Annotated in this window: 15 protein-coding genes, 1 tRNA gene and 2 pseudogenes; 7 read left to right on the top strand and 11 right to left on the bottom strand. The window is 65.7% G+C overall.

The genetic code is table 11. From position 1 onward, the window contains the following. Positions 1-87: 87 nt before the first annotated feature. The 6 genes from ACP159_RS15325 to ACP159_RS15300 form a co-directional block, all read right to left on the bottom strand. Entirely contained in the window at positions 88-627 is a 540-nt protein-coding gene (locus tag ACP159_RS15325) for a GNAT family N-acetyltransferase (protein ID WP_425100582.1), read from the bottom strand. 167 nt (positions 628-794) lie between these two features. Beyond that, positions 795-1,064, bottom strand: a complete 270-nt coding sequence (gene rpmA, locus ACP159_RS15320; RefSeq protein WP_425100581.1) for a 50S ribosomal protein L27 — start codon at positions 1,062-1,064, stop codon at positions 795-797. 21 nt (positions 1,065-1,085) lie between these two features. Next, a complete protein-coding gene (locus ACP159_RS15315) occupies positions 1,086-1,694 on the bottom strand; it encodes a 50S ribosomal protein L21 (protein WP_425100711.1) in 609 nt (202 codons plus the stop codon). A gap of 180 nt (positions 1,695-1,874) precedes the next feature. Then, a complete protein-coding gene (locus tag ACP159_RS15310) occupies positions 1,875-3,395 on the bottom strand; it encodes a calcium-binding protein (protein WP_425100580.1) in 1,521 nt (506 codons plus the stop codon). A gap of 300 nt (positions 3,396-3,695) precedes the next feature. After that, a complete protein-coding gene (locus tag ACP159_RS15305; RefSeq protein ID WP_425100579.1) occupies positions 3,696-4,766 on the bottom strand; it encodes a calcium-binding protein in 1,071 nt (356 codons plus the stop codon). 343 nt (positions 4,767-5,109) lie between these two features. After that, complete coding sequence (locus ACP159_RS15300; RefSeq protein ID WP_425100578.1) at positions 5,110-5,928, bottom strand: DUF2059 domain-containing protein; 819 nt, start codon at positions 5,926-5,928, stop codon at positions 5,110-5,112. 154 nt (positions 5,929-6,082) lie between these two features. On the opposite strand from ACP159_RS15300, the gene ACP159_RS15295 reads away from it, so the two are divergent. Next, a tRNA-Ser gene (locus ACP159_RS15295) sits at positions 6,083-6,172 on the top strand. Between the two features lie 143 nt (positions 6,173-6,315). Here ACP159_RS15295 and ACP159_RS15290 read toward each other — a convergent pair. Continuing rightward, entirely contained in the window at positions 6,316-6,579 is a 264-nt protein-coding gene (locus ACP159_RS15290) for a recombinase family protein (RefSeq protein WP_425100710.1), read from the bottom strand. A gap of 54 nt (positions 6,580-6,633) precedes the next feature. Here ACP159_RS15290 and ACP159_RS15285 point away from each other — a divergent pair. Continuing rightward, positions 6,634-7,448 (top strand): annotated as a pseudogene (locus tag ACP159_RS15285) (IS256 family transposase); the annotation flags it as partial. 406 nt (positions 7,449-7,854) lie between these two features. Next, a pseudogene (locus tag ACP159_RS15280) lies at positions 7,855-7,950 on the top strand (transposase); the annotation flags it as partial. Between the two features lie 161 nt (positions 7,951-8,111). Here ACP159_RS15280 and ACP159_RS15275 read toward each other — a convergent pair. From ACP159_RS15275 to ACP159_RS15260, 4 genes are all read right to left on the bottom strand, one after another. Continuing rightward, a complete protein-coding gene (locus tag ACP159_RS15275; protein ID WP_425100577.1) occupies positions 8,112-8,990 on the bottom strand; it encodes an SDR family oxidoreductase in 879 nt (292 codons plus the stop codon). Between the two features lie 11 nt (positions 8,991-9,001). Further along, the gene (locus ACP159_RS15270) at positions 9,002-9,376 is read right to left on the bottom strand and encodes a hypothetical protein (RefSeq protein WP_425100576.1); all 375 of its coding nucleotides are present in this window, start codon (positions 9,374-9,376) and stop codon (positions 9,002-9,004) included. Positions 9,377-9,637: 261 nt separating this feature from the next. Beyond that, entirely contained in the window at positions 9,638-10,000 is a 363-nt protein-coding gene (locus tag ACP159_RS15265; RefSeq protein ID WP_425100575.1) for a glycine zipper family protein, read from the bottom strand. A gap of 93 nt (positions 10,001-10,093) precedes the next feature. After that, a complete protein-coding gene (locus ACP159_RS15260) occupies positions 10,094-11,137 on the bottom strand; it encodes a GlxA family transcriptional regulator (RefSeq protein ID WP_425100574.1) in 1,044 nt (347 codons plus the stop codon). Positions 11,138-11,350: 213 nt separating this feature from the next. Between ACP159_RS15260 and ACP159_RS15255 the strand changes: the two genes are divergently transcribed. The 4 genes from ACP159_RS15255 (at position 11,351) to ACP159_RS15240 (ending at position 14,377) form a co-directional block, all read left to right on the top strand. Then, positions 11,351-12,355: an AraC family transcriptional regulator gene (locus tag ACP159_RS15255; protein ID WP_425100573.1), complete on the top strand. Its 1,005-nt coding sequence runs from the start codon at positions 11,351-11,353 to the stop codon at positions 12,353-12,355. Positions 12,356-12,527: 172 nt separating this feature from the next. Continuing rightward, entirely contained in the window at positions 12,528-13,355 is an 828-nt protein-coding gene (locus ACP159_RS15250) for an NAD(P)H-binding protein (RefSeq protein ID WP_425100572.1), read from the top strand. Positions 13,356-13,389: 34 nt separating this feature from the next. Next, the gene (locus ACP159_RS15245) at positions 13,390-13,800 is read left to right on the top strand and encodes a DUF4345 domain-containing protein (RefSeq protein ID WP_425100571.1); all 411 of its coding nucleotides are present in this window, start codon (positions 13,390-13,392) and stop codon (positions 13,798-13,800) included. Positions 13,801-13,867: 67 nt separating this feature from the next. Next, positions 13,868-14,377, top strand: a complete 510-nt coding sequence (locus tag ACP159_RS15240) for a DUF1772 domain-containing protein (protein WP_425100570.1) — start codon at positions 13,868-13,870, stop codon at positions 14,375-14,377. The last annotated feature ends 32 nt before the right edge of the window (positions 14,378-14,409 follow it).

Here is a 14,409-nt window from a genome sequence, read left to right as displayed (position 1 = left end):
CTCCGGTGGTGCTGTGGCCGCGCGGGGGGCCCCCCGGGGGGGGGGGGCGGGGGGGGGGGGGCCCCCCCCCCCCCCCCCGGCAAGGGGTCAGGTCAGGCGGTTGACATAGGTCCAGGTTGGCACCTTGGCACCGCGGGCGACGGAGTAGGCCTCCGCGTCACCAATGTATTCGAAGCCGCAGTTCACCAGAACACGCGCCGAGGCCGGGTTGTCCTGGAACGAACAGGCGAACAGCGTCTCGTTGCCGAGCGGATTCGCCGCCACCAGCGTCTTGGCCGCGTCGGACGCGAGGCCGGTGTTCCAGAACAGCGGGGCAATCCAGTAGCTCAGCTCCGACTGCGCCTCGTCCATGATCTTCAGCGTCATGAGGCCCATCAACTCCGGCCCGCCGGTCCGCGTGCCGTCGAGCGCCCAGACCATCGTGTCGCGATCCGGCGCCGTCGAGCGGGTGACGAAGGCTTCCGACGCCCCCGGCGGCAACGGGTGCGGGATCGAGGTGGTCATCCGGGCCACGCGCCGGTCCCCGGCGTAGTGGTCGATCAACCCCATGTCCGAGCGCCGCAGCGGACGCAGGTCGAACCGCTCCGACGTGATCACCGGCTGCTTTTCCAACATGTCTATGCTCATTTGCACGCTCCTCCTGTGCAATGGCTGTCGGGGTCGGCCCCTGCCCGTCGCTCCGCATTCTGCGAATGCGACGGGCAACGACCCCCTATAACGCGAGTACCAAAAACGAAGAGAGGGACCGGCTGAATTGCCGATCCCCCTTTTGTCTCTAAAACCTTAAGGTCGGCTTACTCTGCGGCCTCCGCCACTGGCAGGACCGAAATGAAGGTGCGGCCCTTGAGGCCCTTGTGGAAGGTCACGGAACCATCGGTCACGGCAAAGATCGTGTGATCCTTGCCCATGCCAACGCCCTCGCCCGGCCAGAACTTCGTGCCGCGCTGGCGGACGATGATATTGCCGGAGATGGCGGACTGGCCACCGTACAGTTTCACGCCGAGGCGACGCCCTGCGGAGTCGCGACCGTTGCGGGAGGAACCGCCTGCTTTTTTATGTGCCATTGAGGTACTCTCCTATCTCTATCAGGCCAGGGTCTTGGCCTGCTCGACCCACTCAGGCTTCACCTTGGTGGCTTCGAAGGTCTCTGCGTCGACAGCTGCGAGCTGGGCGAAAGTGGTGATGCCCGCCTCGTTCAGCTTCTTGGCGGCGGCGGGGCCGACACCGGTGATCTGGGTCAGGTCATCGCCTGCGGCGGCGGCGGCAACAGCGGCCGGTGCGGCCTCCGCCTTGGCGGCCTTGGGTGCCGGGGCGGCAGCCGCGGTGGATGCCGGAACGGACCCTGCGCCGATGGCGGCCTTGACGCCGGACTTGTCCGCGCCGGAGGCGAGGATCTCGGTGATCTTGATCAGGGTCAGCTTCTGGCGGTGGCCCTTGGTGCGCTGCGAGCTGTGCTTGCGGCGGCGCTTGACGAAGTGGATGAGCTTCTCGCCCTTGATCTGGTCCACGACCTCGGCCTGCACGCCTGCGCCCGCGATCAGCGGCGCACCGACGGTGACCGTGTCCCCGCCCAGCATCAGCACTTCGTTGAACTGAACGGTTTCACCCGCATCTGCAGCCAGCTTTTCCACCCGGAGCATGTCGCCCGACTGGACCTTGTATTGCTTGCCGCCGGTCTTGAGTACCGCGAACATCGCGTCTTCCTTCATGTTGCCGCGTCCTTTGGCCCCGGTTTGACCCGGCGTTTGGTGCCTTCGGACAGCGCGCCCTGTCAGGGCGGTTGTCAAAAACGTAAGCCGCCCCGGGATACGGGGCGGTCTTGGAGCCCCGCATCTATGCCGGGCGGGACGCCGTGTCAAGCGGCAATGCCGGTCTCAGAACAGGAAACAGGAGGCGTCCACGTCGCTGTCGTCCACGTCGCTGAGACCGACGATGACCTCGCCATTGTAGGACACCATGACGTCGTCGTCGACCTGGTCGATCATGAGATCCGCGTAGGTAATCCCTCCGAAGGCCGTCAGGTCGATCAGGTCGACGCCATGGCTGAAATCCTCGATCGTATCGACCGCGCCGCCGTCGATGACGAAGACGTCGAGGCCGGAGCCGCCATTCAGCAGATCGGCGCCGTCGCCGCCATAGAGCGTATCGTCGTCGTCGCCGCCATAGAGGGTGTCGTCTCCCTTGTCCCCGTTCAGCAGGTCGTTGCCGCTGTCGCCGACGATCATGTCGTTGCCCCAGCCGGCCCAGACCGTATCCTCTCCGCTGCCGCCGCTGACGACGTCGTCGCCGAGCCCGCCCTCGATGGAATCGGCATTGTTGCCGCCGTAGATCGTGTCCTCGTCATTGCCGCCGTAGATCGTGTCTTTCCCGTCGCCGCCGTAGATCAGATCGTTCTGGCGGCCACCGTCGATCACGTCATCGCCGTCTTCACCGTGGATCTCGTCGTTGCCGTTGTGGCCGGTGATGGAGTCCGCCCCGTGCCCGCCATACAGCGTGTCATAGCCCCAGTGACCGTCCATCGTGTCGTTGCCGGACCAGCCGTAGACGACATCGCTGTCGGCACCGGCCAGGAAAAAGTCGTCGCCTGCGCCGCCCGAAAGGGTATCCATGCCCCAGCCGCCGGTCATGTAATCGTTGCCGTCACCCCCGGAGGCGTAGTCGTTGCCGTTGCCGCCATAGACGGTGTCGTCGCCGTTACCCGCGACGATGGAATCGTCGCCGTCGCCGCCGAACAGCTGGTCGAAGCCCGCCTGGCCCAGCATCGTGTCGTTTTCGGTGCCGCCCTGCATGTAGTCGTCCCCGTCGCCGCCTTCCATGTAGTCGTCGCCGGCATGCGCCCACATCGTGTCATTGCCGAGGTTGCCGAACATGGTGTCGTTGCCGAGGTGACCCATGACGCTGTCGTCGCCGTCACCGCCGACCATGGAATCGTCGCCCCACTGGCCATAGAGCGTGTCGTTGCCCGACCCGCCGAGCACCGTATCGTCCCCGAGTTCGCCGCGCAGGAAGTCGTCGCCGCTGCCGCCGTCGAGGATGTCGTTGCCGCTGTCGCCCCAGATGCTGTCGTTGCCGGCCTCGCCAAAGAGCGTGTCATGATGGCCGCCGCCGTCGATCACGTCGTTGCCGTCACCGCCGTAGATCGTGTCATGGCCGTCGCCGCCATAGAAGAAGTCGTTGCCCTGGCCCGCGCCGCCGGTCTCGTCGTCGATGAGATCGTCGCCATCGCCGCCGTAGATCGTGTCGTCGCCAAAACCACCGATGCCCACATCGTCGCCGTCGCCCAGGTAAACAAGATCATTGCCGCCCTTCATGACCGCATACTGATCGCCACCGGCGTCGAAATTGAACACATCCGCGCCCACGGTTCCGTCATGCCGTACCTTGTCTTCGAACATAGCGCCCGACCGCCTCCTACTCGATAATGGCCCCCGCCATGGCAAGAAGCGTTAACCAGTATTTGGCCGTTCTCAAAATTTTAGCAGTTTTTACAAGCCGTTGGGCGGGCAATCCTGAATCCGGAAACAGCTTTGTTTCCGGATCGGTGACAGTGCCTGATTTGAGACATTATTCTGCCGGTGCGGCGATCCAATTGATTCTGTTCTTGGCCGGTCGCCGGGGGTTTTCGCCGGGTCAGACACGAAAAATCGGCCCACGCGGACGCGGGCCGACAAATTTGCAACAGAACTGGGGGCCGATCAGGCGAAGAGGAAGTCGTCCTCGGTCAGATCCTCTGCCGCGACACCGTCGAGATTGGCCAGCTCCTCACCGTCGAAGCTGATGTGGGTGATGCCATCGTCGTCGGTGGTGATCATCAGGTCTTCGTAGGTCAGGCCGCTGTCGACGAGATCGAACAGGTCCGAGCCGTCCTCGAAGCCGACGATCTGGTCGCCGCCGCCGTCCTTGGCCAGCACGTAGGTGTCGTTGCCCTCGCCGCCTTCCAGCACGTCGAAGCCTTCGCCGCCGTTCAGCGTGTCGTCGCCTTCGTCGCCATAAAGGCTGTCGTCGCCGATGCCGCCGCCGATGTCGTCGTTGCCCCAGCCGCCGAACAGGATGTCGTCGTCTTCCTGACCGTCCATGGTGTCGTCGCCGTCACCGCCGAGCATGGAGTCGTTGCCGGTGCCGCCGGTCAGCGAGTCGTTGCCGGTGCCGCCATCCATCGTATCGTTGCCGTCCCAGCCCATCAGCGTGTCATTGTCCTCGTTGCCTTCGAGGTAGTCGTCGCCGGTGCCGCCCTGAACGAGGTCGTCGCCGGTGCCGCCGTAAAGCTCGTCACCATTGTCGCCACCGTTCAGCGTGTCGTTGCCCTGCTCGCCATAGAGCGTGTCCGCGCCGAAATCGCCGTAGGCCTCGTCCGGATCGTCGCCGCCGACCATCAGGTCATCGCCATTGCCGCCATAGAGGGTGTCCATGCCCTCGCCGCCTTTCAGCGTGTCGTTGCCGTCGCCGCCGTCGAGCACTTCACCCGCAGACGTGCCGGTGATGTAGTCGTCCTGGCTGACCGGATCGACCGGATCCACGGGATCGACCGGGTCAACCGGCTCATTGGAGCCGCCCCAGCTGTAGGAGCACTTCGACCAGTCATAGGACTTGCTCCAGGACCAGAGCTTGTCACCCCAGCTGCCCCAGGACGAGCCGCAGTAGCCGCCGGAATAGCTGCCCCAGCTCGACCACGAGGAGCCGGAGGAATAGGACGAGCTGCCCCAGCCAGAGTAGGAGTATTTGGAATAGGAGCAGCTGCCCCAGGAAGAATAGGAATAATAGGTCAAAGCTCTTTCCCCTGCACACCAGATCGGGTTTCCGTTCCGCGACCCTGCCCCACCGCATGGATCACACCACGCCTCAGAACCGCCTCATTCTGCCAATTTGTGCAAGGATTTCGCCGCATTAGGGCCAAAATTGCCCAAATGCCGCCATTTTCCGGACCTGATTGTCCGGCGCTTTGGAAACGGAGCGGTGGCTTCGGGAGAATTGTTTACAGGACCCGTCCGCGGCACTCCGGGCGCCGCGACCAGGGTGATTCTCCTCCGGGCCCGGTGCGCGACTCGACTCCAGTTGCGGGCCGACACCGACGCGCCGGCTCTCCATTGCCCTCGGGGCCGGCGTGTCCGGTCAGAGGTCCGAGCCCTTCATCTGCTGCGCCACGGCAAGACCGAGGGCGTAGGAGATTTCATCGTACATCGTGTTGAAACCCTCGAAGAGCGCCCGGTTGAGCGCCCGGCCCTCTTCCGAGGCGGAGAGGTCGATGTATGCCTGCATCGCGCTGTCCTCGAGCGGGCCGTAAGCCAGCAACATGTAGGCAAAGAGCCATTCGCGGGTGTCCGCGCGCGTCTCCGCCTCCTGCGACCAGACGTCGGACAGGATGTCCTTTTCCGACATTTCGAACGCGCCGCCATCCACCAGCCCGCGGTAGAACTGGAAGGACGCGTTCATCGCGCCGGTCACGTTCGCCTCGATCAGGTCGTTTGCCTCGATGAAGCGTTGCACCTGCTCCAGCCGGGCATCGTCCGAGCCGTCGAGGGCCTGAAAACTGTCCCGGGCGGCGGATTCCACGTCATCGTCGACCATGGCGCGCCGGGCGTCGATCTCGAGCCGGACGATCCGCGACCCGGTCTCGCTGTCGAAGAAGTCCAGCAGCGGTGCGGCCTCGGTATCGCCGAAGCTGCGCCGGAACGTGCCGCGCACAACGGTTGCCATCTTGTCGGTGTCATAGATGCGCGAGAGCATCGCATCCCAGGCCGCATTGCCGGGCCCGCCGAACATGTCCCGGGCGAGGTCCTCGCCGTAATCGAGGCCCTCGGTGCGCATGATCTCGATCATCTCGTCGATGTGGACCGCACGCATGAGCTCGTCCACCGGCGCGGCCTGCACCGGCAGGGCCAGAACAAGACTGGCTGCGCCCGCCATCAGGGTCTGTCGGATCGTAAACATGCGTGCTCCCGTTGTTGCACGGGTGAATCTATGGCTCCGTCGAGGGAAATCCAAGAGCCGTTCGCCGCGCTGCAAAAGAACCTTGGCTGAGGCGTCATTTCCCTGTTGCACGCCGCCGCGAACCTCGCTAAACGCCCTCTACCCAGACCCCCGCGGAGAGGTGCCGGAGTGGTCGAACGGGGCGGTCTCGAAAACCGTTGTCCCTTCACGGGGACCCAGGGTTCGAATCCCTGTCTCTCCGCCATTTCTCCAAGAGCCACGCAAGACGTTGATTTAAAACGAATTGCTGTGGCTGAGAAAAATTTTACCACACCTCTTTACCACACTTTTCTTCACATTCGATGTGCCGCAGCGTGTTTCTTGCCGCAGCACAAACCAATTCTCTGTTCAGGTGATCCGGTAGACGGACCTCTCCGATATCCCGAGGGACTGAGCGATCTTCCTCTTGCTCATCCCCTGTTCCAGAAGCTCCTGAGCCTCGGTCTTCAGGCGCTGGGCAGTCGGAGCCCGTCCCTTGTACTTGCCATCAGCTTTCGCCTTGGCAATGCCCTCTTTCTGACGCTCAAGCATCATCTCCCGTTCGAACTGGGCCACAGAGCCCAGCACGTTGAGCATGAGCTTGCCTGTCGCCGTTGTGGTGTCCAATCTCAAGCTCAGGATGCGAAGACCCACACCCTTGGCCTCAAGCGCCTCTATGAGTTCCCCAGCCGGCTCTGCGCCGAGCTCGATGAGCGCGTGAACGCGTTCCTGTCCCGGCCGCTGGAAGGCGCATGGCCCTGTCTCTGGCTCGATGCGACCTACCTCAAGGTCCGCGAAGGGGGGCGGATCGTCAGCCGTGCGGGGATAATCGCGGTGGCGGTCGACGACGACGGCAAGCGCGAGGTTCCGGGCGTCGCCACCGGCCCTTCGGAGGCGTGCGCGGGGAAAAAAGTCCCCCGTACTGTTTTCCGATCCCGCTTACCGTTCTGGACCGCGGTCTGCGCGGCGTGAAACGGGTGATCGCCGACGACCACAAGGGGCTGCGCGCAGCGGCACGTCGGGTCTTCGACGCGACCCACCAGAGGTGCCTCATTCAATGGATGAGGAACGCGCTGGCCCACGACCCGGCAAAGCAGCGCACCGCCGTGGCGGCAATGCTGAAGACGATCTTCGCGCAGGAGACCAAGACAGAAGCCGAAGCCCAATGGGAGATCGTGACCGATGCCCTGCGCGAGAAGCGGCCCAAGCTCGGCTCCCTGATGGACGCCTCGCGGGAGGACATCCTCGCCTACATGTCCTTTCCGCGCGAATACGCGACCCGGATCGCCTCGACCAACCCGTTGGAGCGGGTGATCCGCGAGGGGAAGCGGCGGTCGGACGTCAACGGCATCTTCCCCAACGACGAGGCCATCATCCGCCTCGCCGGTGCGCTGATACTCGAGACCAATGATGAATGGGCGGTCGCGCGGCGATACATGTCGCTTGAAACACTCGCCCGCGCCGCCGACAATCCTTCCATCCGGCTGCCCGCCGTGGCCTCCCGATCAAGCCCTGATCTCTCCGAGGCTCGGCGCTCCCAAACAACGCCGGGCGACACAATCTTTCATCAGCTCCGCCGGTTCCGCAATCGTCGGCAGCGGGTAATCCTCGTCGAACACCCGGGCACAACCCGCGGCGCAGGAGCCTGCGGTGTAGAGCTGGCCCTTCAGCGTCAGATCGCCCAGGAGGTCAATGCCAGTTCCGGTCAGCCTCCTGCTCCGTCGGTATGACTGATCATGAAACGGCCCTGGACGTTGTTTTCATGGCTGAAATACCATTCCTTGCCGGTGACGGCATTGGCAAGAGTGAATTGGGGCCCGCCGTTGTTCACGATCCGCAGCATCTCGCGCGGGGCGGTGGGGGTGTCGCCCGAGTTCTCCACCCAGATCGCCGCACCGCCGAAGGGGCGCCAGTCTGCTGCGGCGCGCGGGGCTGGACTGGCCCGTTCCGGACTGCTCGACCCTGTGCCGCAGGCTGAAGATCGTGACGGTACAGATCCCCTACCCGCCGCTGCCACGGCACCATCATCGCACGCGGCGGCAGTCACGGGGTCGATGTTGGCGGTGCCATGGTTCAGCGGAATCGGCACCGTCACCCGCAGAGCGAAACCGGCAAGACAGGTTGCGGCGCACGTCAAGGGGACGATGCCACCGCCAAGACAAGCGTCATGTCCGGCGCCCCTGTTCAGTTCGCACCTGTTCGACCGCCGCGAGTCCGCTGAAATGGTCGGCGAGCGAACGGTTGCCATGCGTCTCGCCCACCATGTCGAGCGCCATCGCGGTCAGGAAGAACTGAGCGGGACCATGCACCCTGCGCGGAGTCACCCATGGCAATACGGTCAGCGCAGCCTTGCGAAGTGCATCCGGCAGACAAGTGATACGCGGCTCGCGGCCGAGCGCCGAGAAGGCCAGCCGGGCGATCCCGCTCTGCGTCAGCACATCCGGACCGCCGATGTCGAGCCATCCGCGACCGCCCTCCGTCGCCTCGGCGATCGCGAAAGCGAGGTCCGCGCCGTGGATCGGGTTGATCCGGGGCGCACCGGATCCGAACAGCCAGACCCGCCCCGACCGCGCCATCGCGAGAAACGCCTCCATATCAGAGAAGTACCCGGACGGCGCGATCACCGTGGAGGGCAAGGACGAGGCCAGCAGCACATCGACGAAATCGGCCTTCGCCGCGACCAGTGGCACATGCCGCATCGCCTTCGCGTTCAGGACATGCACATAGGCGAAACGCTGCACGCCGGCGCGCTCCGCCTCGCGCAGGAGGATGAGGTTTGCGCCGTAGTCCACATCGCGATAGCCGAGCCCGTCGGCCTGACGCGTGATGCCGAGCGCCGAGACGACCAGTTCGCCGCCCTCCATGACACCGGCGATCTCGTCGGGGCGCGTGGCTTCGGCCTCCACAAGCGTATCCGCCGCCAGGTCTCCCGCACGCGCGCGGTTCCGGACAAGGGCCGTCACGTGCCAGCCGCGACGCCTGTATTCCGCGCAGAGGTAACGCCCGAGATACCCGGTCGCCCCGGCGATGAAGACCTTTTGCAAGACGTTTCCTTTCACGGCATCGCAACGCCGATCGCGGCGGCGCTCATGGCAAGCAGGACCGGGGTCCAGAGCAGACGCTCGGGGCGGGACGGACTGGCTCCGCTGGCGAACGTTGATAGCAAAGTCAGCGCGAGCGCCAGCCAGAAGGCCGGTCCGGGCAGGTCGAAGTCCAGCACGGCGCCCCGGCCCGAAATGGCCAGGGCCATGCCGACGAGCAGCGCTGCCTGCACCAGCGCCAGCAGGCGCCACAGGGGCGGCAAGCGCCAGGGAAAACGCCCGCCCGCGGTGAAGCGGCCCAGAGGTGCCCCGGCCGCGAGCCCGAGATGCATTGCGACCGGCAGCATGGCGAGGGCGGCATAGACTGCGGCGACGGTTTGCGTGGTCATGGCTGTGCTCCAGGACACGGGTCGGGCGGCGGTCAGATCCGCGTGCCGAACGGGCTGCGGATAACCGGAAGGTGCTCCAGCGGGGGAAGGCCGATATCGCGCCGGAGAGGGTCCGAGGTCGGGATCTGTTTAGACAAGGAATGTGGCGATTGCCGCCGCAAGATGACTCTGAAGAAAGGTATCGCCCCGCTCAGACGGAGGGGACGGCGGATAACCAGTGACGACATGGGTCAAGACTCCTGAGATGGAAGGAAATGGTTTTCAGCCGACAATGCGATGTCCGCGACCGCGCAGGCACTGGGCAACGATGGCTTCGCGCCGGTCGTTTGCATGCACCGCGCCAGCGATGCCCCCTGCCAGGGCGCCGGCGATGGCCCCGCCGGCTGCGTCCGCCTCGTCGTCGGCCGCGCCCAGCAGAGCGCCCGCACCGGCACCGAGAACGGTTGCGCCAGCGGTTTCCTGGTCGAATTGCCGTTGATCCCGGGCCAGCATCTGGCAGGCGGCAAGATCGCCCTGGAAGGCCGGTGCCGGTGGTCCGTCGAGGATTGGCGTGTAATTGGCGCCGCTGTCGGCACAGGCGGCAAGACAGCCAGCGGTCAGGAGAAGGAAAACGAAGGGCTTCATGGGGCAGTATCCTTGGGGTCGGGAAAAGGGGATCCCGCGCCCGGAGACGGTCCGGGCGGGATGCGGGTTTGGTGAAGAGGACTTGAGCGAGGCTTAGCCGGGACCGTCGCGGATCTGACCTGCGCCGGCCTCGACACCGCGGAAGCGGTCCCGATACTCGGACGCGGACACGCCCAGATGGCGCTGGAAGGCGCGGCGCATGCGCTCGGCATTCTGGAAACCGACCTCACCGGCGATTTGCTCGATGCCCTGAGGTCTCGTTTCCAGCGCGACCCGCGCGGCCTGCACCCGTGCCGTTTCGACATAGGCCGCAGGCGTCAGGCCGGTTTCGTCCTTGAACCTCCGGGCAAATGTACGCTCGGACAGGCCCGCGCGCGCGGCCAGCGCGGTCACCGTCAGCGCTTCGCCGGGATGGGCGAGGATATGCGCCAGCGTGGCGTTGATCGCCGGGTCCTCGGCGGCCTGCGCCACCAGATGCGCACTGAACTGCGACTGCCCGCCGGGGCGCATCATGTACATCACGTTGTAGCGCGCCACCTGCAACGCCACGTCATGGCCCCAGTCCATCTCGACCAGCGCAAGCGCGAGATCCATGCCGGCGGTCACGCCCGCCGAGGTCCAGATGTTTCCGTCCCGCACGAAGATCGCGTCGCGCTCGACCCGGATCTTCGGGTAGCGGCTTTCGAGGATCGGGCACCACCACCAGTGGGTGGTGGCGCGGCGCCCGTCCAGCAGGCCAAGCTCGGCCAGGATGATCGCGCCGGTGCAGATCGAGACCACCCGGCGCGCCCGCTGCGCCGCCTGCCGCACGAACTCCAAAAGGGCCTTGTCCTCCAGCGCCGCCACCGTACCGTGGCCGCCGCTGACGATCAGCGTGTCGATAAGGGCGGTGTCGTCCATCGCCTGTGAAAAGCCGAGATCGGCCGTGAGACTCAGGCCCGACGTGGTCGGGACCGGCCCGGCCTGCGCGGCGACGAGTTCGACGTCGTAGGGTGCGGGTCCTTCCGGCAGGAAGTACTTTGCGCCGGTCAACACCTCCAGCGGTCCCACCACGTCGAGGATATGGGCGTCCGGGTAGGTCACCATGACCACGCTGCGTCCGCGTTCCTCTGTCCGATATGTCGTCTTGTGTTCCATGGTCGGACACTACGCCGAACCGACCCCTGACCGTTAGGACAAAGACCCCTCTGTTTCTGCCAATCGGAATTGCGGTCAAACGAGGCGCGCGGCTCCGGATCATCGCCATGACGCACCCGTCCGGGGACGGTGGCTCTGCCGACCCCACCGCCGCATCAGGCAGGCGCGACCAACCGTCTTTGCGTCTGCCCGTTCTCCGAATAGGCTTGTCAAATGGGTTATGTCACTTCGCTCTTCGCGCGCAAGATGGTCACCGCCGCTGGCGATACCATTGACGGCGCGGCGCACCTTCGGGACGCGGGTATAGATCCCGATGCGCCCTGGGATCCGAAGGCGATGATTCCGGCCGTCACCTACTATGACATGCTCGAACGGATCGCGGCCGAGGTGGATGTCACCGATCTACCGGTGCGCACCGGGGCCTCGATGCGGCTGGACGAATACGGCGCACTGGGTCTCGCCTTCAAGGCGGCGACGACGCTGGGCGCGTCCTATGCGCGGGTGGAACGCTATGCCCGGCTCTGGACCGGCGTGGTGGAATACGAACTGCGCCCCGAAGCGCGCGGCACCCTGTTCATCCTGCACCGTCCAGGCGAGCGGCGCCTTGGCCTGCGGTTGTCCAATGAGGCGACGCTGGCCAGTGCCGTCTCGATCGCCCGGCAGGTCAGCCCGGTGCCCGTTGTTCCCCTCGAAGTCCTGATCAGGCATCCCGCCCCGAAATCGGTCACCGCACACGAAAACTGGTTCGGTTGTGCCGTCCGGTTCGGGACGGAACTCGACGGCATCCTGTTCTCGCAGGACACACTTGCGCAGCCGAACATACTCGGGGACGTGGGCATCTCGCGCTACCTCGTCTCGCACCTTGAAAGGGAGCTGTCGGAGATCGCCGACGAGTCTCCGTTGGTTGCAAGGACAAGGGATGCCATCGCGCAGGCGCTCAGCGAGGGCACGCCGAAGATGGCCGACATCGCGCGGGGGCTCGGGCTCAGCGCACGATCGTTCCACCGCAGGCTCTCCGAACACGGGATGAGCTTCCAGACCCTCACCGAGGAAACCAGGCGCGACCTGGCGAAGGGGCTCCTGCGCGACGATGGCCACTCCCTCGCCGAGATCGCTTTTCTGACCGGATTTGCCGAGCAGAGCTCTTTCACCCGCGCATTCAAGCGATGGGTCGGCGTGACACCGGCCAGCTATCGCAAGGAGCGCACCGGGTCGTGACGCACCACGGCAGGCGCCCGTTCCCCGAAAGTTGGGCCGGCTGGCGCGACACACGCGCGGGCGCCTGACGGCGACTGGCAGCGTCGGTCAAAACGCTGGCGATCCCGGTCAATACCACGCCTGCGGCGGTCGCCTATCCCTTGGACGTCAACGCGAACCAAGGGAGAGACCCATGCAAGACCGACCCATTCTCGTCATCGGCGCCACCGGAAAGACCGGCGCGCGCGTCGCCGCCAGGCTGGAGGCCAAGGACCTTCCCGTCCGCCGGGGATCGCGCACCTCGGCCACGCCCTTCGATTGGGAAGCGCCCGACACCTGGGCCCCTGCCCTGACCGGCGCCCGCGCGGCCTATGTCACCTATTTTCCCGATCTCGCCTTCCCCGGCGCGGTCGAGAAACTCGAGTCGCTCGTCGAGACGGCGAAGGATGTCGGCGTCGAACACCTCGTCCTTCTCTCCGGACGCGGCGAGCACCATGCCCGGTTGGGCGAAGCGGTCGTGCGCAACTCGGGCGTCGATTTCACCATCGTCCGCGCCGCGTGGTTCGCTCAGAACTTCTCCGAGGGCTACTTGCGCGATCCGGTTCTGGCCGGCGTCCTGCCGATGCCGGGTGGCGCTGTCGCGGAGCCGATCATCGACATCGACGACATCGCCGATGTCGCGGTCGCGGCGCTGACCGAGGACGGCCACAGGGGCATGCTCTACGAGGTGACCGGGCCGCGCCTGATGACCTTCGCGGAAATGGCCGGGGTGTTGAGCCAGGCCACCGGCCGCCAAATCCGGCACATTCCGATCAGCTTCGAGGACTTCCACGCGAATGTCGCGGCAGCAGGCGGCGATTTCGTGGCCGATGTCTTCACCGCCATTGCCCGCGAGACGCTGGACGGCCGCAACGCCCATACGACCGATGGCGTCATGCAGGCCCTCGGGCGCCCGCCGCGCGACTTCGCCGACTTCGCCCGCGCCGCCGCCAGGGCGCAGGCATGGCCGTCCGCGGCCTGATCGACGATCCACCGTCACCCGGAAAGGACATTCCATGACAACCATCCAGAAACTTGCGCTCGGCGTGGCCGGCATCACCGCGCTCGGTATCGGCGGCTTCATCCTCGCCGCTCCGCGCGCCTTCTACGCAAGCTACGGGATCGCGCTGGGGCCCGATCCCAGCCTGCTGAGCGAGTTGCGCGCTCCGGGTGCCGGGCTCGCGGCCTTCGGAGCCGTGATGCTGGCCGGGATCGTCAACACAGCCTTGCGGCAGGCCGCGATGATGGCCGCGCTGACCGTCTTCCTCGCCTTCCCGGCCGGGCGCGCTATCGGCCTTGCCATCGACGGCATGCCATCGGGCGGCATCCTCGGCGCGCTGGCCCTGGAACTCGCCATCGCCGCGTTTTGTCTCTTCGCCTTCCGGCGAGGCACCGGGTCCGCCACCACGGCACGCGTGGCGCACTGACCACCCTGTGATGCGGCGGAGCGGACAAGGCTCCCGCCGCATCCTTCCCAATCGAAGGAGCCAACCGATGTCCCCTGTCATCATCGTCCTGATGCAATTCGTCATCCTCGCCTATGCGCTGGTCGCGGGCGTCTTCCTCGCCTTCTCGGACTTCATCATGCGTTCCCTCGCGCTCACCGGCGGCGTGGCTGGCATCGAGGCCATGCAGGTCATCAACCGCGAGGTCTTTCGCTGGGTCTTCATGGCCCTGTTCCTCGGCATGGCCGCCGTGTCGGTCCTGATCGCAGGTTATGCCTGGGCGGCGCTATCCGGCCCGCCGGGCACGCTGATCGGTCTCGCGGCGCTGGTTTATCTCATCGGCTGCTTTGGCGTCACGGTTGCCTTCAACGTGCCGATGAACGAGGCGCTGGCCGGGATGGAACCGAGCACAGAGGCAACGCGCGACTACTGGCTGCAGACCTACGTGCCGCGCTGGACCTTCTGGAACTCGGTCCGCACGGCCGCAGCCGCGCTTTCGGCGGCGCTCCTGATGTTCGGGCTGCTGTGGATGACCCTGTTCCCGTCACAGCCTGCCTGACGAGCCTGCGGCGGGGCGGCCCCCACGCTGCG

Origin of the sequence: Tropicibacter sp. S64 (genome assembly GCF_049803835.1) — a bacterium.
Classification (GTDB): Bacteria; Pseudomonadota; Alphaproteobacteria; order Rhodobacterales; family Rhodobacteraceae; genus Pacificoceanicola.
This window is presented reverse-complemented; position numbering and strand designations above follow the sequence as displayed.

What these genes read in the sequence shown, in the direction of transcription:
- ACP159_RS15255 (WP_425100573.1), top strand. Translation starts at nt 11,351, where the DNA reads ATGGGTTATGTCACTTCGCTCTTCGCGCGCAAGATGGTCACCGCCGCT.
- ACP159_RS15260 (WP_425100574.1), bottom strand. Translation starts at nt 11,137, where the DNA reads ATGGAACACAAGACGACATATCGGACAGAGGAACGCGGACGCAGCGTG.
- ACP159_RS15250 (WP_425100572.1), top strand. Translation starts at nt 12,528, where the DNA reads ATGCAAGACCGACCCATTCTCGTCATCGGCGCCACCGGAAAGACCGGC.
- ACP159_RS15315 (WP_425100711.1), bottom strand. Translation starts at nt 1,694, where the DNA reads ATGTTCGCGGTACTCAAGACCGGCGGCAAGCAATACAAGGTCCAGTCG.
- ACP159_RS15245 (WP_425100571.1), top strand. Translation starts at nt 13,390, where the DNA reads ATGACAACCATCCAGAAACTTGCGCTCGGCGTGGCCGGCATCACCGCG.
- rpmA (WP_425100581.1), bottom strand. Translation starts at nt 1,064, where the DNA reads ATGGCACATAAAAAAGCAGGCGGTTCCTCCCGCAACGGTCGCGACTCC.
- ACP159_RS15310 (WP_425100580.1), bottom strand. Translation starts at nt 3,395, where the DNA reads ATGTTCGAAGACAAGGTACGGCATGACGGAACCGTGGGCGCGGATGTG.
- ACP159_RS15300 (WP_425100578.1), bottom strand. Translation starts at nt 5,928, where the DNA reads ATGTTTACGATCCGACAGACCCTGATGGCGGGCGCAGCCAGTCTTGTT.
- ACP159_RS15265 (WP_425100575.1), bottom strand. Translation starts at nt 10,000, where the DNA reads ATGAAGCCCTTCGTTTTCCTTCTCCTGACCGCTGGCTGTCTTGCCGCC.
- ACP159_RS15270 (WP_425100576.1), bottom strand. Translation starts at nt 9,376, where the DNA reads ATGACCACGCAAACCGTCGCCGCAGTCTATGCCGCCCTCGCCATGCTG.
- ACP159_RS15325 (WP_425100582.1), bottom strand. Translation starts at nt 627, where the DNA reads ATGAGCATAGACATGTTGGAAAAGCAGCCGGTGATCACGTCGGAGCGG.
- ACP159_RS15240 (WP_425100570.1), top strand. Translation starts at nt 13,868, where the DNA reads ATGTCCCCTGTCATCATCGTCCTGATGCAATTCGTCATCCTCGCCTAT.